The sequence below is a fragment of the Acetobacterium bakii genome (genome assembly GCF_001263355.1).
GTDB classification, from domain to species: Bacteria; Bacillota; Clostridia; order Eubacteriales; family Eubacteriaceae; genus Acetobacterium; species Acetobacterium bakii.
Map to the genome: position 1 here is coordinate 17,386 of NZ_LGYO01000010.1, position 23,604 is coordinate 40,989.

A 23,604-nucleotide genomic window follows, 5' to 3' on the forward strand; every position below is an offset into this window, starting at 1 on the left:
TTTATGCATCAATAATCATGCTAATCACTTGTTGGAATTGTCATTTCAAAGCCTATGAAAATGTTTGAACAAAAATGCCGATAACATTTAGGCCGCCCAGCCAGGTTCCCAGCGAACTGCCAAGATTTGCGAAAACAACAACCATGAGTATCTTCGTCACCTTATTGTGCCAGAGTCCTTTTAAGCTGCCCAGATCCTTGGGCAGTGATTCAAAATCCTCGACCTTTGGTTTCCGAAAATGGGCCTCTGTCATCCCGGCAAACCATCCCGCTGCCAGTAATGGATGCAGCGTGGTAATAGGGGCTGCAACAAAAGCGGTCAGCGCGGAAAGAATATGTCCACCGGCAAGAAGCGTTCCCAAAGCTGCCAGAACACCGGTCCAGAGGATCCAGGTTTTGGCCTGTTCCCAACCCGAACTGGGGTTGGCAATAAAGGTTGCTAAAATCAGCACAACAATCGATATTGGAATGATCCAACCAACAACTTTGCCAACCTTTGATTTTGGCGGAATGACTTCCAGCTTTTCAATGTCCTGGTCTTTATAAAGCTCTTCTTTGATGCCTGGAATATGAGCAGCCCCAAGAACAGCTACAATCTTATCCCCGGGTGCGTTTTTAATCTTGTAAGCCAGATATTGATCCCGCTCATCCACTAGATACCGCTTAACCCCTTTAAAAGCTGAACCCATTTCTGATAAGGCGGCTCCAAGCATATCTTCAGATTTTAAATTTTCCAAATCTTCTTCGGTAATCTCTTCATCATCAACCACACTGAGTAGAATGGAAAAAACAAGCTTTGCCTTTTCCCATAGACTGCACCCTCGCCAAATCCGATTAAAGGTAATCTGGATGCTGCGGTCTGCCAGCACCAATTCTGCACCATACTCCTTGGCACAGGCAATTCCCTCCATCATCTCCTGTCCCGATTCGATGCCGAATTGTTCGGCTAATTTTCTTTGATAGTTTGAAAGCAAAATATTCGCGAATAGAAATCCTGCTCGTTTACTTTTAATGATTTGTACAAGATCGGTATTCGACCATTTATCCTTTTGACTAATTGATTCAAATCGTTGGGCGTCAAGTTCGATACAAACTGAATCCGGCTGTTCGTTTTTTATTGTTTCTCTGACCTCGTCCACACTGTTTTTTGAAACATGTGCGGTTCCAATGAGAATAATCTCTTTGTCTTTGTACCGAAGTCGGGTAATGTTACTAGATTCCAAAGGGCATCCTTTCTGTTCTAATCCCAAACTTAATAAAGGATTAAATCAATCAATGTTTTCGAATCCAGTCCATTAATATAATATTCCAGTTCGATTTCTTTTAGTAGCGGAATCAAGGATTCTTCATTGGGTTTTATTCCCACAAACAATGCCTCCAACTCCTGTATTTCCCCGTTTCCAAAATAATCTCCAAAGAAACTTATTTCTTTAATAATCCCTTTGTCAACTTGGAGCAGAATGGTAATCAGACCAAAGTCGCATTTGCGTTCTTTTCTCAGATTATAAACCGGAGATCGTCCGTAGTTCCATTCCCAGGTATCGTATTTTTCATTTTTAAGTTTTTCAATGGCCGCCAAGTCTTTCTCATTGAGAAAAATTTCCTGAAGATCTTCATCCTTAAACATAAATGCCAACAATGCTTTTTTAAAATCTGCCAAAGAATAATCCTGATCCAAATATTCAGAAATATTGGTAACCCGACTTTTTATCGACTTAATTCCCTTGGATTCAATTTTATCCTTTTTGACCTTTAAAGCACTTTGAATGGTTGACAATTTTGAATCAAATAGGATGGTTCCGTGGTGAAGAATTCTTCCGTGCTTCGCATACTGGGAATTTCCCGAAAACTTTTTACCGTCAATGGCAATATCATTGCGACTATTGAACTCTGCATTAACCCCAAGGGACTTTAGCGCATCCACCAGGGGCTGAGTAAACGATTTAAAATCAAAGGGCTGCTTCCCGTTATCATTAACAATAAATGTGAAATTGAGATTGCCAAGATCATGATAAACCGCACCGCCACCCGAGAGCCGGCGAACCACCTTAATATCATTGGTCTTAACATATTCCTGATTCACTTCTTCAATGGTATTCTGATGTTTTCCAACAATAACCGCATTGTCATTTTGCCACAGCAAAAAATAGCTTTCGTTTTTATCCATCTGGTTAAAAACATATTCTTCAAAAGCAAGGTTAATTCGTGGATCAGTTTCTTTTTGGTCGATATATTTCATCGGAATTCCTTTATTTCTTTCTAGGATTCTATGGGCGCCACTGAGCCACGAATAATAACTTCATGAGGCACAAAAACATTTTTAACTGCCTGCTCTTCTTTTCCGCACATCTTAATGAGCATTCGTGTTGCAATAGCACCAATATCATACATCGGCTGAGCGACTGTAGTTATCTGAGGTCTTGTCCACTCTGCTATCCAAAAGTTGTTAAAACCGCAAATGCTAATATCGGCGGGGATTTTTTTTCCCTGCTCCTCAGCATAACGAATGGCGCCAAGAGCAATCTGATCATTGAAACAGAACACACAGGTAAAGTCGATCCCAGAATTAATGGCTTGTTCCATCATATGGTAACCACCGGTCAGGCCAAGCTTTCCGTATAAAGTTCGCGACGCATCAAACTCTACGTTTTGTTCTTTAAATGCCTTGAGAAAACCTTTCTTTCGTTCCTGTGAAATATAACCTTCTTCAACTTCATCAAAGAAGAGCAAAAATTTACGATGACCCATTTTTAGAATTTCAATTGCCAATTCGTAGGCTGCCAGTTCATTATTAATCAAAACGCCGCTTAAAAAACCGCTATTATCTGGAATACATCCCAAAACAACTTCGCTGGGAGCATCGATGAGCTCTTTTTGCATTTCTTCACTGAGATCCTTGCCAACATAGATAATACCATCACATTGTTTTTCGATTAACACGTTCAGCGCTTTTCTTTCCTTTTCAGGATCGAAATCAGTATTTGTGAGAATAATATTATAGTTATAAATACCACAAACATCCTCAGCTCCGCGAACAATTTCAGTATAGTAAGGATTTGTGATATCCGGAATCATAATTCCAATGGTATTGGTTCTTTGAATTTTAAGACTTCTGGCAATGGCGTTCGGCTTGTATCCGGTTCTCTTGATAGCTGCCAGAACACGTTCTCTTGTTTCTTCATTCACTAGCGGGATATTGTTCACAACTCGTGAAACAGTGGCTACCGAAACATTGGCTTCTTTAGCAACATCTACGATTTTAACTTTCATTTTGAAACCTCTCAAATTTTATTTGTTCAAAGAAAAACGGGGGCGTTTAAACGCAATCCTCTATTTCTTTGATGGCTTGTAATATAAGTGCGGGAGATCGGCGGCATTTTTCTTCAGATACAGCACAGGGTGCAAAACGAAGACCTTTTCCGAGTGCAACAATGAACATGTTTTTTTCCATTAGCAGAGTACTAACCGCTTTAGGATCTTTACAGGGAATACTGATAAAAAATCCATCGCAATAGGTCACCAATTTCAAATCAATGGCATTGGCTTCTTCCACAAAAGCTTTAGCCCGAGCTTTCAGAATGCTCTTGTAAAAGCTTTGTTCCGCCATGGCCTGATGATAAAGTTCTTCCGTGCTGAATATTTTTGTGATGGTTTCCATCGCTCCCCGGGTCCCGTTCGACCAATTGCCGCGATTGGAAAAGGTACAGGTATTGACAAATTCATCGGCAATATCCTGAGTTGGGGCGACACAAATGATGGCACCATTCCTTAGACCATACATCGTGTAACTCTTTGATGCGCTAAAAGCATACAAGGTTAGAACATTATGGGGCAATCCACTGAGCAGCGTCATAAAGTTTCTGGCATCTTCGCCTTCGCCGGCAAAGTCAATATAGGCCAAATCCACGAGTAAAATGATTTTAGAGTCCGGTTGGTCATTCGCGGTTTTCGCTACAAATGCAACGATTTCTTTCCATTCATCATCCGAAATCGTGTAACCGGTGGGATTATGAGCCGGGGTATTTAATACCGCCAGGACTCTCTTTTGTTGATCCAAAAGTTCAAGCACGCTTTTTTTGAATCCTTCGATATTAAAAGTCCCTTTTTCATTGTACATCGGAAAGGTTGTGACCTCTCGTCGGCATTCATGGGCAATGGTTTTATAAGGTGCCCAATACCAATCGGTGAGCAGAATGGTATCACCAAATTCAGTATAATTATAAAAAGCATGTCTTACAGCTCCGGTGCCGCCTGGTGTTGCAACAGAACGGATATAGCCTTCAGGCTTACAAGATTTAAAACAAGCTTCGATGACTTTTTCAAGAAAATCCGGTTGTCCTGAAAGCCCCGAATAATTTGCAATCAAATGATTTGGTAATCCCTTGAGGGTATCATAAACTGCATTAAAGGTTACCAGATCGCCATTATCATCCATCAATGCTCCGATGGTTGAATTAATCACCGCATCTGCCCCATATTCTTTCGTTCGCTTTTCTGCCGCTCCGGCAATTCTAAAAATCGGATCTGTTCCACCCTCTCTTGCTGAGGATTCAATAACCATTTGTGCCTTTTTCATTTTCCACTCCTATTAATTTAATTATTATTTAACTGCATATCCCTAAAACAGAAAATCGTTTGCTTTAGCATGGTTGATGTCATTAACGCCAAACCACATCACAATTTCAAAATTACATATTTAAATATGATATGCGAATTTTTTTCTTTCTGTCTCATATAAATTGTTTCCCATCGTGTCAATAACGACAATCGCCGGGAAATTTTCCACCTCAAGTTTGCGGATGGCTTCGGTTCCAAGATCCTCATATGCCAATATTTCCACGGATTTTATACAGCTTTGCAGCAAAGCTCCAGCTCCGCCGACACAGCCAAAATACACACCATCATGGCCCATCATGCTGTTGATAACACGCTCACTGCGGTTTCCCTTGCCAATCATGCCACCCAGGCCATTTTCCAGAAGCTCGGGGGTATAAATATCCATTCGGCCACTGGTTGTCGGCCCTGCAGATCCAATGATCTCGCCCGGCTTGGCCGGACACGGACCCATATAATAGATGATTTCATCGGTAAAATCAACTGGCAGAGGAATTCCTTTTTCCAAGCCTTCAATCATCCGTTTATGAGCCGCATCTCTGGCGGTATAAATGGTTCCTGATATTCGGACATGATCGCCTGCTTTCAGTCCTCTGCGGTCTTGTTTACAGAGGGGTGTGTTTAGATTAATCACTGCCATCTTACAACTCCCTTTCTATATGACGGTTTACATAACAGGAAATATTCACCGCAACTGGTAACCCTGCAATATGCGTTGGAAAAACCTCCACATTCACACCTAAAACGGTATTGGATCCACCTAAACCCATAGGACCGATTCCCAGGGCATTACACGCCTCAAGGAGATATTCTTCCAGTGATTCAATGTGGTTCTTGGGGTGATGATCTCCCAATGGCCGAGTCAATGCTTCTTTTGCCAGAAGTGCCGCCTTTTCCATGGTTCCGCCAACGCCTACCCCAACCACGATGGGTGCACAGGCATTGGGACTGCCAATTTCGACGGTATCCACCACAAATTTAATAACTCCGGGCATACCGTCTGAGGGTCTTAACATTTTAAGCGCACTGGTATTTTCACTGCCAAAGCCCTTTGGCAGGACTTTGATTTTCAGCCCATCCCCGGGGACCACCTGATAGTGAATAACCGCCGGAGTATTATCATTGGTATTTTCCCTGTTAAAAGGATCCAAAACCACTGATTTCCGAAGATAACCGTCTTTATAACCCTTGGCAACCCCAGCCTGAAGTGCCTCTTCGAGGCTTCCGCCTTCAATGTTCAAGTCCTGTCCAAAAGATACAAACATCACAACCATTCCGGTATCCTGACAGATCGGAATGCCCTTTTTCCCAGCCATGTCAAAATTTTTCAACATGGTTTCAAAAATCTCTTTGCCATTTTCCGATTCTTCATTGGATTCTGCAATCTGAATTCCCCGGAGCATATCATCCGACAAAAAAGTATTTGCATTGATACACATTTCTGCTACCGTATCAATGATTGTTTGAGTATGAATTATTTTTCCCAAGTTCTCTCCTTATTCTTTACTATTGTTTACACTGCAATTAGCCTGATCGGAAATTTCTTTTTCAATATCTTTTGCCTTCTCTTTGCCAACTCTGATCGAATGAATAGATAAATAGATTCCACCAAACAAAATAATAAAGTAGAAGGTTATAAATCGCCAGAGAATCATGGCGATTGGCGTATATCCCGGTCCATAAACAGGGCCAAATATTAATAAGAACCCAGCCTCTGCTCCTCCGGACGCTCCCGGTGTCGGTACAAATGCCATCGCCACATAAAGAATGGCCTGAAGCGAAATAATGGTGATCGCATTGGTTTCGTATAATCCCAAAGATCGATAGACCCAATAATTAACTGAATATAGAACCAGTATTTGCACAATGGATACTAAAAATAATCTAAACGTCTGCATTTTATGGCTTTTTAACGCTTCAATCGCAATTTGATATTCTTCAATAAAATGGTCTACTTTACTGTAATATTTTTCAGCATTTTTAAAAATATGCAGTTTCAGCAAAAGTTTTACACAGCCAATCATAATTCCCTTGGCAGCCTTAGGACTAAAGGCCAAAATAAAAATAAGAATGACCCCTGCGATATTCACGATAAGACCAATACCAATCAGCCATTTACCGGCATCAAGATTATGGTGGAGGGTTGTAATGCTAAATATGGTTGCCGCTATTGCCAGAAAAGTAACCGTTACCTGATACAAAGCATATTTTTGAACAAGCACCGCTGTGCCTGCTCCAAAGCCATAGCCCTTTCTTGACATCTCATATAACTGAAGTGGCTGCCCCCCAGTGGCACTGGGGGTAATCAGATTATAATACTGTCCAACAATGGTTAACGTCCAGGCAAATGAAAGTTTTTCATTTGGATTTTCCCGGTTCATGAGTTTTAACAGCATATAAGCTTCCAGTGTAAAGTAAATAAAAATACAGCCGATGCCCAGAAGTAAGAAACCAACCTTTGTTTGTTTGATAGTATTAATGAAGGTTTCCGGGTCAACCTGGGTTAAAATAACAAGAGCTGTGGCACTAATTAATATAACAAAGAAGATATAATTGGAATACTTCTTTAAAAATTTAATGAGATATTCCTTTTTTTTCTTTTCTTTCTTATCCATGCTACCCAACCCATTTCCACTATATAAGTAGTGATATTATACCACACTGTTGTGGCAAAGTAATAAAGTTTTCATAAAATTTTCATAAAATTACATTACTAAATCAGCCCCTGAAAGCCATGTTGTCTGAGTGCTTCATAAAGAACGATATTAACCGCATTGGAGAGATTAAGGGAACGGGCATCGACGTGATTTCTCATGGGTATTCTAAACCGGTTTTCAGGATAAGATTCATGTATTTCACTGGGGATTCCGGCAGTTTCCTTCCCGAACATAAGAAAAGCATCCTGTGCATAATCAATGGCATCATAAAATTTTTCCGCTTTTGTTGTTAATAAATAAAGCTGACTCTCAGGGTTTTTATCCTTAAAATCTTCGAAGGACTCATAAACATGTAGATCCAACAGATTCCAGTAATCCAAACCAGCCCGTTTCAAATGTTTTTCGTCCAGTGAAAAACCCAGGGGTTTTATCAAATGCAAGCTTGTTTCCGTTAAAGCACAGGTTCTTGAAATATTTCCGGTGTTTTGAGGTATTTCCGGTTGATATAATACAATGTTCATCATGAGCCTTTCATTGTTCATATTTGAAATTTGTTTTTATCCAGAAAAAAGTTCAATTACCCGGCTGTTTTTCAAAGAATTTTCACTGAAAAACAGTTTCTCTGAAAAGCAGACTTGTACTTGAACTTATTAAACTTTTTTCACAAAATAAGCCTATGTAATAGTATCTATTTTATGATTATTTTTTTTGGTGTCCTGTTTAAGATTTGGCCGTGGCAGTAAAATCGAAAAAGTACTTCCTTTATTGGCAACCGATTCAATTTTAATTTTTCCGCCGTGTTTCTTTACAATAAAATCCGCAATGTTCAGCCCCAGCCCAACCCCACCGGTTTCTCTGTTTCTGGCATCGTCTACTCGATAAAAACGACTGAACACCTTTGCTTTTTCCTCTTCAGTTAATCCAATACCGGTATCCTTAACCTCGATCACAAGGTTGCGTTTACCCTGGCTCAGACATAACTGAACCTTTCCACCGGTTGGCGTATATTTTATGGCATTGTCCAATAAAATTCGGGCTGCCTGTTTTAATCGTTCTTCATCCCCACGATACTGAACTCCGGGAAGAATATTTTCACTTAATTCAATTCCTTTTTCATTAGCAATTTCCGCCATCAGCCCAACAAGAAGGGTGCACATCGAGGACAAATCAAACACTTCTTTTTCCAAAACCAGGCGCTGGTTTTCTGCCTGTGCCAAAAGCAACAGATCAGAAATAAGTTTGGCCATGGTTTCACTTTCGCTGGCAATGTTATTCAACCACTTCATATTGTCTTTAATCTGTTCATCTTCTTTTAGCTTTAAAACTTCAATATTTGTTTGAATGACGGTTAGCGGCGTCCTTAATTCATGGGAAGCATCCGCAATAAATTTCTTTTGGTTTTCAAAGGTTTCCTTGATTGGTAAAAGCGACTTACCAGCTAAAAAATAACTGATGGGAATAAGTACCAGAATCGATCCAATTCCGATGAGCAATAAAAATGAAATAACATTGGTGATAATCGATCGTTCTGTGGATACTTGCTGAAAAACCTGTAAAACATAGTCGTTATCATTATTAGAAAAAGGCACAGTATACACCCGATACTCAAGGTTATCGGAAAAAACCGCGCTGAATTCCTGGGCTGGTTGTTCCCCTATAAGTAATTCATATCCCAACTTGACTAAATTTCGATCCTCCACCTTCATGGTCTTTACCGTATGACTGCTATCCCATTGGATGTATTGATAACCGAACTTATCGTGAACTGAATCAATGGGACCAATAAACCCTACATCTGAATCGCTATTCTTTTGAATGATTTCTTTGGCAACGTTCGTTAAATAAATTTCCCCAGACAGATTAAGACTCCAGTTTACAAGAAAACCTAAAAGAAATATAAACATGAACATAAAAATAATGAGGATAATGGTATTAAACAGAGTAATTTTTCGTTTAATTTCTTTAAACATGGGCCTTAATTCTCCAACCTATTTTTTTCCAAGGGTATAGCCAACGCCTCGAATTGTATCAATTTTTACTTGGGTGTCAATGATTTTTTTACGCAGATTATGAACATATATCTCAATATTGTTCTCATTGACTTCCTTATCAAAGCCCCACACCCGATCTAAAATCTGCTCCCGAGTAAATACCTGATTTGGCCGTTTTAAAAGCATTTCCAGGATTTTCGCTTCTTTTACCGAAAGTTTAAACTCTTTCTCTGCGGTTTGCAGGATATTCTTTTTGGTATTAAAGTTAACATCCTCAAACACAATGGTCTCACCCTTAATGCCATGGTCAGGACGACGTCCCAAAGCACGAATTCTGGCAAAAAGTTCCTTAGCCGAAAATGGCTTAATCAAATAATCATCTGCTCCTAAATCCAAACCCTTCACTTTATCGTCAATGGTCCCTTTGGCAGTCAGCATCATTACTGGGGTATTGATTCCCTGTTCCCGTATTTGCTGAAGAATTTCTATGCCGCTTTTAATGGGAAGCATAATGTCTAAAACGATGACATCGTAAATGGGATTAAGTGCAAACAACAAGCCTTCTTCTCCATCATTTGCAATATCACAATCGATGTTTTGTATCTTGCAAAGTTCCTGGAGTGCATCAGTTATTTTTTTTTCGTCTTCCACGAATAATATGCGCATAAGTCGACTCCTTCTACGTTTCAAATTTTGATCATATCTTAACAGGATAATTATAATTCCCAAATCTTAAAGCTATATGAAATTCAAAATCTTAAAGCTATATAAAAGTCTTAAACTATGATATTATTTTATGAAATTAGGAGGATAAACATGAAAGAAATACTCATCGTAGAAGATGATCGCAAGATTTCCCGGATAATCGAGCTTCAATTAAACCATGAAGGCTTTAAAACAACAAAAGCTTTTACCGGAAGAGAAGCCATTGAGCAATACAATAATAATCCCCATTTTGACTTAATCCTGCTTGACATAATGCTTCCTGAAATATCTGGCTTTGAAGTATTAAAACATATTAAATCCAAGGATCAAATGATACCGGTTATATTTCTTTCCGCCAGGGATGACACCAGCGCTGTGGTAGCCGGTTTTGAACTGGGAGCTGACGATTATGTCACAAAACCCTTTAATTTTGATGAACTCCTCGCCCGGATTAAGGCAAACATTCGAAAAAGCACCCCGATGACGTCTCAAAAAAGCATGATCAGCTTTAAGGATATTGAAATAAACATGGATACCTTCTCTGTCAAACGTGGGGAACAGCCCATCGATCTGTCACGAACAGAATTTGACCTTCTATACTATCTGGTCCTGAACCACGAATTGGTTCAATCCAGAGAACAGATTTTAGATAATGTCTGGGGTTTTGATTATGACGGCGGTGAAAATATTGTGGATGTTTATATTAAATATCTGCGGGATAAAATTGATCGGGAGTATTCTGAAAAACGGATTCAAACAGTAAGGGGTCGGGGTTATGTGGTTCGATAAGCTGAATATTCCCGGCCGGAAAAAGCCCTTAAAGCTTTATCACCGCATTGTAATGTTTTTTATTCTTGCCCTGACGCTCGTCCTGGCCCTTTCTTTTTTAATGGTTTTCTTTTTTTCCCGCCAGCTTATTTTTAATGAAAATGAAGCCACCATGGTTCGCTTTCAAAATTATGTGGGAAATACCATTGAAGAAAACAAGTCCCTTCTATTAAGTTTGCCAAATGATGAACGCCTCAAAGTAATTTCCGAGAAACTTTATCCTTATACCAAGGACAATTCGCTGATTGCTTTCCGCCTTTCTGATAATAGCGGTAATATCTATCAATCTGCAGTACTCCTTAATGATATTCTTGTGCCGGATAACCTGGACAAATATGACATCGACTTTTTTAAGTTTAGCTATGATGCTGATGACACCAACGATCAAATGATCGCCGTTGATGATTTTCGTTATAACCAGATTGAATACTATTACCTGGGCTCGTATTATACTCTGGATGATGGCAACATCATTTATATTCAAATTGTGAAAAATCTCAATGACAGTTATGTTTTTATGACAACCCTCTATGTATTGATGATCGCCATCAGTATTTTAAGTCTGATCGCCATTATTATTATTGGTATTTACGGAACAAAGAGCTCCCTGAAACCTTTAATCGAAATTTCTGAAACGGCGAAAAACATAACCGAGAACAACCTTAATCTACGGCTTGAAGAAACCGGCAACAAAGATGAACTGGATCAACTGATTATTTCACTGAATCAAATGATTCAAAAACTCGAATCTGCTTTTGAAAACCAAAAGCGTTTTGTTTCCGATGCCTCTCACGAACTTCGTATTCCCCTGACCGTGATCCAGGGTTATAACCAGATACTCAGAGATTGGGGAAAAGATGATCCTCAGCTCATGGATGAATCGATTGAAGCCATCAGTGAAGAAGTTCAGGGCATGAAAAAAATGGTTGAAGACTTATTGCTGATTACCCGCATTGAAAACAATTATTTTAATGAAGATTTTGAGTTGTTGGATGTTTCCATTATTTTAGAAAAAATATATTTCGAATCTTCCATGATTGATCCCGACCATGACTACCATATGGAATCCTGCAACCAAGCCTTTGTCCGGGGCAACGAAAGTCTGTTGGTCCAGGCCATTCGCGGTCTGATTGACAACAGCAAAAAATACACCCCCAATGGCGGAACCATTTCCCTGGGCTGTAAGGCCGGCGGCCAGAATACCAATGTTGTTTTTATCCGTGATACCGGAGTTGGCATACCATCCGACGAGTTGGAAAAAATCAAGGAACGTTTTTACCGGATCAGCCGTGACCGTTCCCGGGAAACCGGCGGGTCCGGTTTGGGCCTATCGATCATCGACAGCATCATTGCGATCCACCACGGCCGGCTGGTCATCGAAAGCCAGCTTGATGAAGGCACCACGGTATCAATTTTCCTTAAAAAACACTGATTAAAAAAAGAGCTGTTTAAAGCTCTGGGTTTGCTGGTAAACCGTCCCGGGGACAATGGTAAATCGTTGTCGGCTGCATGATCGGACAGGCTGTCGCCTGTTCGCCATGATGCCGACAACTGATGTTACGATTGTCCCCGGGACTTACTTTATTCTTCTGCAGTCCCAAAGCTCTGAATTGCTGTTAATGCGTTCTATAAACACTCTGAAAAAATCTGCACTGCCTGGTCAATTTCTTCTTTGCTGACAATCAGCGGTGGTACAAAACGAATGGCACTGCTGCCGGCGCCGATGAGCAGCAGACCTTTTTCCATGGCCTTGGCAACAATCGCACCGGTATCGGTTGATACTTCAACCCCAATCATCAGACCCATGCCTCGAACCTCGATAATTGAGGGGTGATCTTTCTTTAATGCTTCCAATTTTGATTGTAAATAGGCGCCTTTTTTCTCGACCGAATTAAAGAATCCCGGAGCGGTCAGGGTTTCTAAAACATATTTTGCGGTGGCACAAACAAATGGATTTCCGCCAAATGTTGACGCATGGGTGCCGGGAGTAAAGACCTCGGCCACATGGTTTTTTGCAATAATACCACCGATGGGAACACCACCGCCTAAACCCTTTGCCATGGTCACAATATCCGGAACAATACCAAATTGCTGGTAAGCAAATAATTTTCCGGAACGGCCCATGCCCGATTGAACCTCATCAAAAATAAGGACAATATTCTCTTCATCACAAATTTTCCTGACTTCTTTTAAATAGTCAATCGACGCCGGAAAAATGCCGCCTTCACCCTGGATGGGTTCTAAAATGATCCCACAGGTTTTGGGACTGATCTTTGCTTTAAGTGCTTCGATATCATTAAAGGGCACATGATATATTTCTGGCATTAGCGGCTCCAGATTTTGCTGGTACTTCTTTTGTCCGGTGGCCGTGATGGCCGCATAGGTTCGGCCGTGGAAAGAATTGTCCATGGCTATGATTTCCACTGCATCCTTGCTTTTTCTTAATTTTGCATAGACACGACACAGTTTTAATGCGGCCTCACAGGCTTCTGCCCCACTATTGCAAAAGAAAACCTTATCCAGGCCACTTTCCCTGGTAAGTATTTCTGCCAATTCAATTCCCGGTTCAGACCAATATAAATTGGAAATATGAACCAGTTTTTCCATTTGATTTTTCATCGCCTCCAGCAGACCCGGATGAGCATGACCCAATACATCCACGGCAATCCCGGCCACAAAATCCAAATATTCTTTTCCGTCCGTATCTGTCAGCACACACCCCTGACCCTTTTCAAAGACCAAGGGAAAACGCTTGTATGTTTCCATAATTACATTATTTCCGCGTGTTATTAAATTCACTTTCCTGCCTCCTATAAAATTGATCGTCGAATCATGGTCCCTACCCCGGCCGCAGTAAATAGTTCAAGCAGCAACGAGTGTTCGACCTTCCCATCCAGAATATGCACTGAATTCACGCCTTGGTTGAGGGCATCCACACTGTTTTCAACCTTGGGAATCATCCCTCCGGAGATGATTCCCTCTTCAATCAGTTTCTGAACATTTTCAGCGAAAAGACGTCGAATGATGGAATCCGGATTATCAGGATCCATGTAAACTCCATCAGTATCGGTTAAATAAATCAGTTTTTCAGCCTTCACCGCCTTGGCAATGGCATAGGCCACATGATCCGCATTGATATTATAACTTTGTCCGGTTTTGTCCGTTCCGATGGGGGCGATTACCGGCAGGTAATCTTCCTTTAGCAACGTTGTTAAAATGCGGCTGTCGACCCGAATGATGTCACCCACAAAGCCGATGTCCAGATTATTAACAAATTTCTTTTTAACCTTAATCATCCCCGCATCTTTGCCCGAAAGACCCACTGCGGTAATTTCCCGATTTTGGAGCAGCTGAACGATTTCTTTGTTAATCTTTCCTGATAAAACCATTTCTGCAATTTCAACCACCTTTTCATTGGTGACCCGCAAACCTTCCACAAACTCGGTTTGAATGTCAAGATCATTTAAAAGTCCAGAAATATCCTTACCGCCGCCATGAACGATAATCAGGCGAATCCCCACCAGACGCATGAGGGCAATATCATCCATTACCGATTGTTTAATATTCTCGTCATACATGAAACTGCCGCCATATTTAATGACCATGGTTTTCTTTTTAAACTGTTGAATATAGGGCAATGCTTCAATGAGAATATTTGCCTTTTCAATATATTTTTCCATTTAAGTCTACTTTCTTTGTTATTTGCTTATTCTAAAACAAGCCTTGCTCTTAGCCTTTATCAGGAACTGCAACGGGCAGCTACCTCGATTTTTAGCTTCGATAGTCGCCGTTAATCTTAACATACTCATAGGACAGATCACAACCCCAGGCCACGGCTTTTTCATCGCCCTCTTGTAATTCCACGATAATGGTAATATCCGTTTCCGACAATACTTTTTTGGCTTCGTCCTCGTCAAAGGCAATGGGAACGCCATCATTAAGTAACGTGATCATCCCCGCCTGGCTTGAAAACACCAGCGAAACCTTATTGGGATCAAAGGGCGCACCCGCATAACCAAGAGCACACAGAACCCGTCCCCAATTGGCATCTTCACCAAAAATAGCTGTTTTGACCAGACTGGAAGTGGTCACGGATTTCGCTAATACCCGGGCATCATCCTTGGTTTTTGCCCCTCGGACATTCACTTCCAAAAATTTTGTGGCACCTTCGCCATCCCGGATTATTTTCTTGGCCAGCCATTTATGAACATAAACAAAGGCTTCCCTGAAAACTTCAAAATCAGGGCTGTTTTCGGTAAGTTTTTCATTGCCCGCCATGCCATTGGCCAAAACGGTTACCATATCATTGGTGCTGGTGTCACCATCCACTGAAATCATATTATAACTATCGATGGTGGTTTCTCTTAACAGCTTTTGAAGAACATCAGCATCAATGGCCGCATCGGTTGTTACAAATGAAAGCATGGTTGCCATGTTTGGATGAATCATCCCTGAGCCCTTTGCCATTCCCCCAATTTTTACGGATACACCGTTAATTGTAATTTCTACGCCAATGGTTTTAGCCATTGTGTCGGTTGTCAGAATTGCCTGGGCCGCCAATAATCCCTCCTCAGAGGAAGACCCCAATAGAGGCACCAATTCATCAATTCCGGATAGAATCTTTTCAACCGGCAGCGGCAGCCCGATCACCCCGGTGGATGCGATTAAAATAGTCTCAGGTCCAATGTTAAGGGTTGTTCCCAGTTTTTTTGCCGTTGACAGCACAACCGACCGTCCCTGTTCTCCGGTACAGGCATTAGCATTGCCGCTATTGACAATAACCGCCTGGACATTCGGGTTTTTCATTACCTCCATACACCAGAGAATCGGCGCTGCTTTTACCAGATTGGTGGTGGTCATTACCGCCGCGGTTGCCATCACCTCAGAATAAATTATGCCAAGATCAAGAGCCTGCTTTTTAATTCCGCAGTGTATTCCACCTGCTTTAAAACCTTTAGGGGTTGTCACACCACCCGCTTCAATTATTTTCATGTCTACGCTCCTGCTTAGATTGGGAAGTCGGCAATAAAGTCAATTCCTGTTTTTTCATTTAAATCAAATAATATATTCATATTTTGAACAGCCTGTCCCGCCGCCCCTTTGATGAGGTTGTCAATGGCGCCGACAACAATCACCCGATTGGTGCGAGGGTCGACCTTTAATCCGATATCACAAAAATTTGTGCCCTTGACCCAACGGGTTTCTGGCAATTTTTCTCCGGCTAAAAGACGAACAAAGTATTCATCCTTGTAAAAGTCCCGGTATAAATCCTGAAGCGCTGCCACGCTGATATCTTTTTTTAGGTTGGCATAGCATAAAGCCAGGATGCCTCGGTTCATGGGCACAAGATGGGGCGTAAATAACAGTTTAAAATCGCCGCCATTGAATAAATGCAGTTCCTGTTCGATTTCCGGGGTGTGGCGGTGCTCGCCGATTTTATATGCTTTAACGGTTTCATTGCATTCGGAATACATAACGTCTAACACCGTTCCCCGACCGGCTCCGGTAACCCCTGATTTCGCATCAATAATAATACTGTTTTCGTCAATCAGATTATTCTTAATCAGAGGTGCCAGGCTCAGAATACTGCAGGTTGTATAACATCCCGGGTTCGAAATCAAGCGGGCCTTTTTTATGTCATTGCGATGTAATTCGCATAAACCATAAACAGCTTCCTTTAATAAGGATTTATTAAAATGCTCGGTTTTGTACCAATCCTCATAGACGGAAACATCCTTTAGCCTAAAGTCTGCACCCAGGTCAACAATTTTCGTTTTTTTCAATATATCCTCAGTAATCAGCTTTGAGGCAATGCCATGAGGAAGCGCAAGAAAGACCACATCCGACGTTTCCGCCAGGATGTTGATATCGGCCGCTTCACAGCGAATATCAGTCAGTCCCGTGTAATTCCCATAAATATCACTCAGCTTCTGACCGGCAAAGCTTCGGGACCCCACTGTCACAATCTCAACATCAGGATGTCTCATCAATATTCGGATCAATTCCTGACCGGCATAACCGGTTCCACCTATTACAGATGCTTTTATCATTTTTTTACCTCCCTAACGTTACTTATATAGAAACAATTTCGTTGTGTCTATTCTATCAAATTAATTGAATGGTGTCTGTGTGTTTTTAAAATTTACAATTTTGGAAAATTTATTTATTCCAGCATTATATCGGAACTTCGATGAATATTCAAGCATTATTTATGAATAATTATAAGTATATTTAAATTTTATTCTTTTTTTACTTGCATTAGCGTTCATTTGATTGTATAATCATTCATGAAATTAAAATAAAATTATAGTTATATATTAACTTTCAGGAGGATACAACATTGAGAAAAAAAGTAATTCTTGCCTATTCCGGTGGATTAGATACCACCACTATTATACCATGGTTAAAAAACACCTACGATTATGATGTTATTGCCGTTTGTGTGGACGTCGGACAGGGCACTGAACTGGAAGGCCTGGAAGAAAGAGCCCTGTCCTCAGGAGCCAGCAAACTGATCATTGAAGATGTCACCGATGAATTCGTTGAAGACTTTGTCTGGCCAGCCCTAAAAGCTGATGCGGTTTATGAAAAAAAATATTTACTGGGAACTTCCCTAGCACGTCCGTTAATTGCCAAGGTTCTGGTAAAATATGCAGAACTGGAAGGCGCTGATGCGATTTGTCACGGTGCCACCGGTAAAGGAAATGATCAAGTCCGTTTTGAATTGACCATCGGAGCCCTTGCCCCGCAACTAAAAATTATCGCTCCCTGGCGAATCTGGGATATTAAATCCCGAGAAGATGCCATGGATTATTGTATCCTCCACGATATTAAAGTGCCAATGACCGTCAGCAACAGCTACAGCCGGGATAAAAACATCTTGCACATGAGCCATGAAGGCCTTGAATTGGAAGATCCCTCCCTGGAACCGCAGTATAAAAAATTACTGCAAATGACCACCCCCATTGAAGACACGCCTGATGAATTTGAAATCGTCGACCTGGAGTTTATCGAAGGTATTCCCACCAAGCTTAATGGCATTGCCATGAGTGGCCGGGAATTACTCAGCGAGCTTAATATCATCGGCGGACGACATGGCATTGGCGTGGTTGATCTCATTGAAAACCGTATCGTTGGTATGAAATCCCGTGGGATTTACGAAACCCCCGGCGGTTCCATCCTTTATAAGGCCCATGAAGAACTGGAACACATGTGTCTGGATCGCCAAACCTTTGGCTTTAAGCAACAGGCTGCCGTTAAATTTGCCGAACTTGCTTATAATGGTGAATGGTATACCCCCCTTCGCGAAGCATTGACTGCTTTTGTGAATGAAACTCAAAAAACCGTAACCGGAACCGTCCAAGTGAAACTCTACAAAGGAAACATTATTCTGACCGGGGTCGCTTCACCTTACTCCTTATACAATGCCGAAATTGCCAGCTTCACCACCGGTGATCTTTATGATCATAAGGATGCTGAAGGTTTCATTCATCTCTTTGGTTTGCCACTGAAGGTTCGTGCCCTGATGCGTTTAAGCCGAGAAGAAAAAGGAGAATAAATACTGATGAAAAAAATGTGGGGAGGTCGGTTTTCCAAGAAAACCGACCTTTTAACCGATGATTTTAACTCGTCTATTTCTTTTGATCAACGCCTTTACAAACAGGATGTTCTGGGCAGTATCGCCCATGCCCGGATGTTGGGCAAACAGAACATCATTGATCCAAAAGAGTCTGAATTGATTATAAGCACACTGCTGGATATTTTAGAAGATATTGAAGCCGGTAAGGTCGAGTTTTCCGTCGCCATGGAAGATATTCACATGAATGTCGAAGCCATCCTCACCGAACGCATTGGCGAGGTCGGAAAAAAACTTCATACCGGACGCAGCCGAAACGATCAAGTTGCCACCGATATGCGCCTTTACGTCAAGGATATTTCCCAAGATATAAAGGGACTCATGAGTGAGCTGATAACCACGCTGCTGGATTTGGCTGATGAACACACCAAAACCATTATGCCGGGCTACACCCACCTCCAGCGGGCTCAACCGATTACCTTTAGTCATCATCTCATGGCCTATGTGGAAATGTTCAAGCGTGATATGATCCGCATGCAACAGGTTTATGCGATGTCCGATACCCTGCCCCTGGGTTCAGGTGCACTGGCCACCACCACCTATCCCCTGGATCGGGAATCTGTTGCTTTGGAACTCGGTTTTGCCGCCGTCTCTCTCAACAGCCTGGACGGCGTTTCCGACCGTGATTTCTGTATCGATTTTCTGGAAGCTGCGGCGGTATTCATGATGCACCTCAGCCGTTTTTCCGAAGAAATCATTTTATGGTGCACCAGTGAATTTAACTTTGTCACCCTGGATGATGCCTTCAGTACCGGCAGCAGTATTATGCCCCAAAAGAAAAACCCCGACATCGCCGAACTGGTTCGTGGCAAAACAGGCCGGGTTTACGGAGATCTTCTGGGCTTTCTCACCACCATGAAAGGCATTCCGCTAGCCTACAACAAAGACATGCAGGAAGATAAAGAACCGGTATTTGATGCCTACGATACCATCAGCATCTGCGCCATTACTTTTACCAAAATGGTCAAAACCATGACCGTCAATAAAGCGGTTATGGTGAAAGCGGCCGCCGGCGGTTTTTCAAACGCCACCGATGCCGCTGACTGGCTGGTGAAGCATGGGGTTGCTTTTAGAAATGCCCATGAAATCATCGGGAAACTGGTTTTCTATGCCCTGGACCATCAGAAAAGTCTGGACGAATTAACACTGGCAGAATACCATAGCGTCTCTCCTGTTTTTGATGATACCATTTACCAGGCCATCGACTTGAATGTTTGTGTAAATCAACGCAATATCATCGGTGGTCCCGCTGAAGAACAAGTAAAAAAAGCCATTGCCTTTAATCGGGAATGGTTAAATCAATGCTAAGATTTTGAATGCATTTAAAAACGTCTCAAGCAATTTAATGCTTGAGACATTTTTAATAAAAAGTGGCATTTGCCAATTTTTCCTTCCACATCAACTTCAACACTTCAATATCATCCTTATATTCTTTCAATGTCTGGGTTTCACCTTTTTCCAGTTCCTCTAAGACTTCAAAAACAAAGCGATCTTTTCCAGTAATAGTCCAGTCTTTTTGGAGTTTTATCATCCCACAGGATCCGGTTTTCTTTGAAAACGCAAAAAGATTTTGTGCCCCTTGTAAATTTGTGGTGGAATCCACAAGTATTTTTCCAGAGTCAATGTTTCGAATAACAAAAATACCACCCAAAATTTTGCGTTCTTTATACTCAGTGATGATCTCTTTTTTTGTTCGCTCCATTTTCATTTAATAACCCATCTCTCTTAGAATGCCGGCCAATCGGGATAACCGTTCCCCCATCAATTCATCATCTTCAGCCAATGCCTGTTGGACTAATTTTATATCCTCGTCCAATAAAGGATTATCCATACATACTGATACACTCATGGCCCCACCCTGTAATGCAATGCGGTCGATTTGAGGCTCATTTTCATCATAAAGCTTTTCATAGCGATAAGCTTCTCTAAAATACTGCTTGGTTCGGCAAACAAAAATAGCTAGATCAATAACCCGATGCAACGGCATTTCCTCGGATTGTCTTGACCATTTTTCCCCGGTATAGCGCCAGATCTTTGCCGAAACATCAACTTTTCCGCGATCATTCCACTGGGCCAGGCCAATGGATAAACCTTTTGCATCGGAATTAATATCTCGTCCATCTATTTCGTCATAATCTTCGGATACAATCACCGGTTTATGCTTCAATGTTGTTGGAATTTTCATTTTTCTCTCCTTAATATTAAGTTTATAAATTAGTAATTTACTAATTTATAAACTTAATATTAGCATAGACAATAAATCATGTCAAGTGATGTGTTTTACAATGGCTTTCGCTTGTTTTTAATTTTAAAATATGATAAGATTTATAAGAAAATTCCCTATAATACAATTAAATTTAAACCTAATTATAAAATAAAGCATAGAAAGTTGAAAAAATGGGAAAATACAAGGTTGGAATTGAGACAAAAGAAAAAATATATGAATCTGCCAAGAGTTTATTTTATGAATACGGCTATACAAATACCACCTGCCTGAAAATCGCCAAGGAATCCGGCGCAAATGTGGGACTCATCAACTATTATTTTGGATCAAAAGGCGGTTTGGGGATCATGATTTACGATGAAATTATGAATGCCTATAAAAATTTGGTGCGCCAAAAATTAGATGCGGCAAATATTGAAACCACTCTTTTATTACAGACAGCTGTTGAAATGCGAATCCATCATCAGAACATCCGAATGAACAAAAATTTTAGTCGCTTTTATTATGATTTACTGGCCGAAAATGTCATCTATAAGGAACATAGTGTCATGACAAATTTTTATGACAATTTAGCTAAAAGCTGTGACCTCCACTATAGTGACTTTGAGATTGCATTCATAACTTATGCCAATATGGGTGCCACCCAGGGTGCTAACTTAGCTTATGATGCAGGGCTTATCGATTGTTCCTCGATTGATTTTGTGAACGCCAGCATTCACCTTTTACTTACTAACATGGGACTTGATCAAGATATTATTGCAGCGGTTATTGAAGACTCCTTTAAAATAGAAAAGAAAATTAAAATACACATGGAGAAAAATTTTTGTATTTTATAGTTTTTGTATTTAAATCATAATAATTAAAATAATATCATAACCTAAAACGCCGCTGGAATAAAAATTCCAGCGGCGTTTTAGGTCTGCTGTTCGATTTGTTAAAATCGAACAGCAACACATACAATTAAAGCATACTAATCGAATAACACACAACCAACATAAGTCAATGTATTGGGCCCATAGTAATATGGTATATTATTTAATTTACACAAATCGCTTACTAAAATACCGAAAGCTTCCATCGATGACATTGCCTGATCCGGAAAACGACATTCCTTTTCCGGGTAAGTGCACTTCTCACAAAGGGAACAACAGCCATCTCCAAGAGGCAGCATGTTAATTTTCATATCGTGCAGCTTATGAATGAATTGATTCAAACATATATTTTGTTTCTCTTTTATATCTTCCATACCTTCAAAATCAAAACTGTCTTCTAACTTGCCTGTTGTCTGAACGATGATACCACGCTTGTATTTCTTTGTTTTTTCTTCACATTCCGCCAGGGTTCCACACCCAGGCGGACATGCCCAATTTGTATCATATATCTTACATTTGTTAGCCGCACACATTTCTCGCACATCCGGATATAAATGAAGCGAGGTCACATCAAGCTCCACCGCTTTTGTAAAGCCATTTTCGTATGCCAAGTCCAGCATATCTTTTATTTCAATCATCATTCTTTTCCTGCGCTTTCTTATTATATTTAGCAAATTATACCATAAATAGCGCTATCCATGCCTGAACTTTATTTTGTTCCAGCTAGAATAGCGCTATAAATTATTTAACTCGAAAAAAAAATATTTTTAAAACATTTCCTTGGTCATTTTATCAATTGCTTCGTCATTTGATTCATATACACCAGGGTAACATCCAAAATTCAGGCCATGGCTTGCACCCGGAATAAAGTATAGTTTACCACATTCCTTACAGGCGAGTTCTGTGTAATGTTGAATGATTTCTGGTGTCCAGCCGGCAAAATCAACGACGCCACTGTCAATATCGCCCATGAATGAGATTTGTTTGCCGTATTTTTCGATGAGTTCAGGAACATTATTGGTGGTCATAACGCCCTGCCAAATATCAATACCCATTTCAATCATCGCAGGCACAAGATTAGCCGCATAGGAATCGCTGTGGTGAACAATCAGTTCAACGCCGTTTTCTTTATAGTAACCGTAAATTTTCTTATAGGCAGGCACAAAGAATTCGTCAAACATTGCCGGCGAAACGAAAGACGAACGTTGACTGCCCCAGTCATCATGATGGAAAATACAATCTGGATGCAGACGACTAATCATTTCTTTGGCATAGGCCAGCTCATAGTCAACCAGGTAATCAATAAGGTCATGCATGTCTTCAGGTTCTTCATACAGAGCCATTAAAGCATCTTCCATGCTCATCAGGTGATGGGTCATTTCAAAGATACCGGGGGCAACAAAAGCCGTTGCAAATTGTTCAGTGCGATCAACCGCATTGGCGTGGGCAACCGCTGCCGCCCAGGCTTCGTCCGAAGTTTCAACAGCCGGTGCTATAACCTGCTCTCTCCACTTGGTAATGTCTTTTAATACCTTGTGTGCATCATCATGGATAGGAAAACCGCCCAATTGACCTTCTGGCCATGTAAAGGTAATACCCCAGCCATTCTTGATTGTCTGACCGGGTCCACACATTGCCCCTATCGGAGCTTCCATAATCAGATCCATATATTCATATTGTTTCACAAACCGGTCAGGATTTCCACCTTTAATAGTTTCCATTAAATTTTGTCTTTTCGTTAACATAATTGTTCCTCCTTGATTTATATTTAGTTTTTATTGTAACAGTCATTAATAATCGGCCTTTATACCGATCCGCCTGCTTTAAAAAGATTTTGTAACGTCTTAGGCGGACAATACGAGAAAATGTTGTCCGACCTAGTAAAAAATTGTTCGATATCAACAGACAACGAAAGTCGTCGTTTTCCTGTGTGGCAGCTGAATTATGCGGTTGCCAGTTCTTTGGCTTTGACTGCGGCGGTTCCGGCATCGGGAGCAAATCCGTCGGCGCCGATTTCGGTGGCATATTCCGGGGTTACCGGTGCTCCGCCGACAATAACTTTGAATCCGGTTAAGCCA

General features: G+C 41.0%; 24 protein-coding genes and 1 pseudogene. 5 read left to right on the forward strand and 20 right to left on the reverse strand.

The annotated features are described in order from the left end of the window. Positions 1-52: 52 nt before the first annotated feature. From AKG39_RS05005 to AKG39_RS05050, 10 genes are all read right to left on the reverse strand, one after another. Entirely contained in the window at positions 53-1,222 is a 1,170-nt protein-coding gene (locus AKG39_RS05005) for a TraB/GumN family protein (protein ID WP_050739272.1), read from the reverse strand. A 29-nt stretch (positions 1,223-1,251) separates the two neighbouring features. Next, positions 1,252-2,238, reverse strand: coding sequence for a lipoate--protein ligase (gene lplA, locus AKG39_RS05010; protein ID WP_050739273.1), 987 nt, complete (start codon positions 2,236-2,238; stop codon positions 1,252-1,254). Between the two features lie 20 nt (positions 2,239-2,258). Next, positions 2,259-3,269: a LacI family DNA-binding transcriptional regulator gene (locus AKG39_RS05015; RefSeq protein WP_050739274.1), complete on the reverse strand. Its 1,011-nt coding sequence runs from the start codon at positions 3,267-3,269 to the stop codon at positions 2,259-2,261. Between the two features lie 46 nt (positions 3,270-3,315). Next, positions 3,316-4,575 carry a pyridoxal phosphate-dependent aminotransferase gene (locus AKG39_RS05020; protein ID WP_050739275.1) on the reverse strand — a complete coding sequence of 420 codons (1,260 nt, stop codon included), beginning with the start codon at positions 4,573-4,575 and terminating at the stop codon, positions 3,316-3,318. Between the two features lie 120 nt (positions 4,576-4,695). After that, positions 4,696-5,253, reverse strand: a complete 558-nt coding sequence (locus AKG39_RS05025) for a Fe-S-containing hydro-lyase (protein WP_050739276.1) — start codon at positions 5,251-5,253, stop codon at positions 4,696-4,698. A 1-nt stretch (position 5,254) separates the two neighbouring features. After that, complete coding sequence (locus AKG39_RS05030; RefSeq protein WP_278277921.1) at positions 5,255-6,100, reverse strand: fumarate hydratase; 846 nt, start codon at positions 6,098-6,100, stop codon at positions 5,255-5,257. A 9-nt stretch (positions 6,101-6,109) separates the two neighbouring features. After that, a complete protein-coding gene (locus AKG39_RS05035; RefSeq protein WP_050739277.1) occupies positions 6,110-7,228 on the reverse strand; it encodes a lysylphosphatidylglycerol synthase transmembrane domain-containing protein in 1,119 nt (372 codons plus the stop codon). A 98-nt stretch (positions 7,229-7,326) separates the two neighbouring features. Further along, on the reverse strand, positions 7,327-7,791 hold the full coding sequence (locus tag AKG39_RS05040; protein ID WP_083439423.1) for a tRNA (cytidine(34)-2'-O)-methyltransferase: 465 nt from the start codon (positions 7,789-7,791) through the stop codon (positions 7,327-7,329). 153 nt (positions 7,792-7,944) lie between these two features. Then, the gene (locus tag AKG39_RS05045; RefSeq protein WP_050739279.1) at positions 7,945-9,240 is read right to left on the reverse strand and encodes a sensor histidine kinase; all 1,296 of its coding nucleotides are present in this window, start codon (positions 9,238-9,240) and stop codon (positions 7,945-7,947) included. A gap of 18 nt (positions 9,241-9,258) precedes the next feature. Then, the gene (locus tag AKG39_RS05050) at positions 9,259-9,927 is read right to left on the reverse strand and encodes a response regulator transcription factor (protein ID WP_050739280.1); all 669 of its coding nucleotides are present in this window, start codon (positions 9,925-9,927) and stop codon (positions 9,259-9,261) included. 150 nt (positions 9,928-10,077) lie between these two features. Here AKG39_RS05050 and AKG39_RS05055 point away from each other — a divergent pair, with 150 nt between their 5' ends. Next, positions 10,078-10,755, forward strand: coding sequence for a response regulator transcription factor (locus AKG39_RS05055; RefSeq protein ID WP_050739281.1), 678 nt, complete (start codon positions 10,078-10,080; stop codon positions 10,753-10,755). Then, the gene (locus tag AKG39_RS05060; protein WP_050739282.1) at positions 10,742-12,226 is read left to right on the forward strand and encodes a sensor histidine kinase; all 1,485 of its coding nucleotides are present in this window, start codon (positions 10,742-10,744) and stop codon (positions 12,224-12,226) included. Before AKG39_RS05055 ends, AKG39_RS05060 begins: the two co-directional genes overlap by 14 nt. Positions 12,227-12,242: 16 nt before the next feature. Here AKG39_RS05060 and AKG39_RS19975 read toward each other — a convergent pair whose 3' ends face one another. The 5 genes from AKG39_RS19975 to argC all read right to left on the reverse strand — a co-directional run bounded on the left by AKG39_RS19975 (position 12,243) and on the right by argC (position 16,844). Further along, positions 12,243-12,395, reverse strand: coding sequence for a hypothetical protein (locus AKG39_RS19975; RefSeq protein ID WP_160316146.1), 153 nt, complete (start codon positions 12,393-12,395; stop codon positions 12,243-12,245). Between the two features lie 25 nt (positions 12,396-12,420). Continuing rightward, positions 12,421-13,593: an acetylornithine transaminase gene (locus AKG39_RS05065; RefSeq protein ID WP_083439420.1), complete on the reverse strand. Its 1,173-nt coding sequence runs from the start codon at positions 13,591-13,593 to the stop codon at positions 12,421-12,423. Between the two features lie 11 nt (positions 13,594-13,604). Further along, entirely contained in the window at positions 13,605-14,474 is an 870-nt protein-coding gene (argB, locus tag AKG39_RS05070) for an acetylglutamate kinase (RefSeq protein ID WP_050739283.1), read from the reverse strand. A gap of 91 nt (positions 14,475-14,565) precedes the next feature. Next, on the reverse strand, positions 14,566-15,786 hold the full coding sequence (argJ, locus tag AKG39_RS05075; protein ID WP_050739284.1) for a bifunctional ornithine acetyltransferase/N-acetylglutamate synthase: 1,221 nt from the start codon (positions 15,784-15,786) through the stop codon (positions 14,566-14,568). Positions 15,787-15,800: 14 nt separating this feature from the next. Next, the gene (gene argC / locus AKG39_RS05080; protein WP_050739285.1) at positions 15,801-16,844 is read right to left on the reverse strand and encodes an N-acetyl-gamma-glutamyl-phosphate reductase; all 1,044 of its coding nucleotides are present in this window, start codon (positions 16,842-16,844) and stop codon (positions 15,801-15,803) included. 290 nt (positions 16,845-17,134) lie between these two features. Here argC and AKG39_RS05085 point away from each other — a divergent pair, with 290 nt between their 5' ends. Both AKG39_RS05085 and argH read left to right on the forward strand, forming a co-directional pair. Continuing rightward, positions 17,135-18,352, forward strand: a complete 1,218-nt coding sequence (locus AKG39_RS05085; RefSeq protein WP_050739286.1) for an argininosuccinate synthase — start codon at positions 17,135-17,137, stop codon at positions 18,350-18,352. Positions 18,353-18,358: 6 nt separating this feature from the next. After that, positions 18,359-19,738 (forward strand): argininosuccinate lyase, encoded by a 1,380-nt coding sequence (gene argH, locus AKG39_RS05090; protein WP_050739287.1) that lies wholly within the window; start codon positions 18,359-18,361, stop codon positions 19,736-19,738. Positions 19,739-19,790: 52 nt separating this feature from the next. Here argH and AKG39_RS05095 read toward each other — a convergent pair whose 3' ends face one another. Both AKG39_RS05095 and AKG39_RS05100 read right to left on the reverse strand, forming a co-directional pair. Continuing rightward, positions 19,791-20,138, reverse strand: coding sequence for a GIY-YIG nuclease family protein (locus AKG39_RS05095; RefSeq protein WP_050739288.1), 348 nt, complete (start codon positions 20,136-20,138; stop codon positions 19,791-19,793). Next, complete coding sequence (locus AKG39_RS05100; RefSeq protein ID WP_050739289.1) at positions 20,139-20,615, reverse strand: DUF6530 family protein; 477 nt, start codon at positions 20,613-20,615, stop codon at positions 20,139-20,141. Positions 20,616-20,827: 212 nt separating this feature from the next. Between AKG39_RS05100 and AKG39_RS05105 the strand changes: the two genes are divergently transcribed. Continuing rightward, complete coding sequence (locus AKG39_RS05105; protein WP_050739290.1) at positions 20,828-21,490, forward strand: TetR/AcrR family transcriptional regulator; 663 nt, start codon at positions 20,828-20,830, stop codon at positions 21,488-21,490. 134 nt (positions 21,491-21,624) lie between these two features. Here AKG39_RS05105 and AKG39_RS05110 read toward each other — a convergent pair whose 3' ends face one another. From AKG39_RS05110 to AKG39_RS20435, 3 genes and pseudogenes are all read right to left on the reverse strand, one after another. After that, positions 21,625-22,164 carry a DUF2284 domain-containing protein gene (locus tag AKG39_RS05110; protein ID WP_083439421.1) on the reverse strand — a complete coding sequence of 180 codons (540 nt, stop codon included), beginning with the start codon at positions 22,162-22,164 and terminating at the stop codon, positions 21,625-21,627. A gap of 129 nt (positions 22,165-22,293) precedes the next feature. Then, the gene (locus AKG39_RS05115) at positions 22,294-23,271 is read right to left on the reverse strand and encodes a uroporphyrinogen decarboxylase family protein (protein ID WP_050739292.1); all 978 of its coding nucleotides are present in this window, start codon (positions 23,269-23,271) and stop codon (positions 22,294-22,296) included. 197 nt (positions 23,272-23,468) lie between these two features. Continuing rightward, positions 23,469-23,604: pseudogene (locus tag AKG39_RS20435) on the reverse strand (cobalamin-binding protein); the annotation flags it as partial.